We start from the raw sequence: 257 nt of genomic DNA, 5'->3' as shown, positions 1-257 counted from the left end.
GCAGCAGGTAATTACAGAGGAGCGTGAGAACCTAGTCCTCCCATCCCAATAATCAATACTTTTGCTTGTTTGAGTTTATGTTGTCCAGCCTCACTTACTTCTTCCAATAATAAATGTAGGCTATAACGCAATAGTTCATTATCACTTAACATTTACATTTCCTTTGCTAATTATTTGATTAAATTGATCAAAGACTTGTTGTGGAGCGTCGGCTTTGGTTATCGCACTAACAAAAGCAATGGTACCAAGAACACATT

1 protein-coding gene is annotated in these 257 nt (G+C 37.0%); it reads right to left on the bottom strand.

The features are described from left to right. Positions 1 to 11: 11 nt before the first annotated feature. A complete protein-coding gene (locus V6256_RS15365) occupies positions 12 to 152 on the bottom strand; it encodes a ThiF family adenylyltransferase (protein WP_341599124.1) in 141 nt (46 codons plus the stop codon). Positions 153 to 257 lie beyond the last annotated feature (105 nt).

Origin of the sequence: Psychromonas aquatilis (genome assembly GCF_038155185.1) — a bacterium.
Taxonomy (GTDB): Bacteria; Pseudomonadota; Gammaproteobacteria; order Enterobacterales; family Psychromonadaceae; genus Psychromonas; species Psychromonas aquatilis.
The sequence above is the reverse complement of the archived record's forward strand: the minus strand, read 5'-3'. Positions and strand labels throughout refer to the sequence as shown.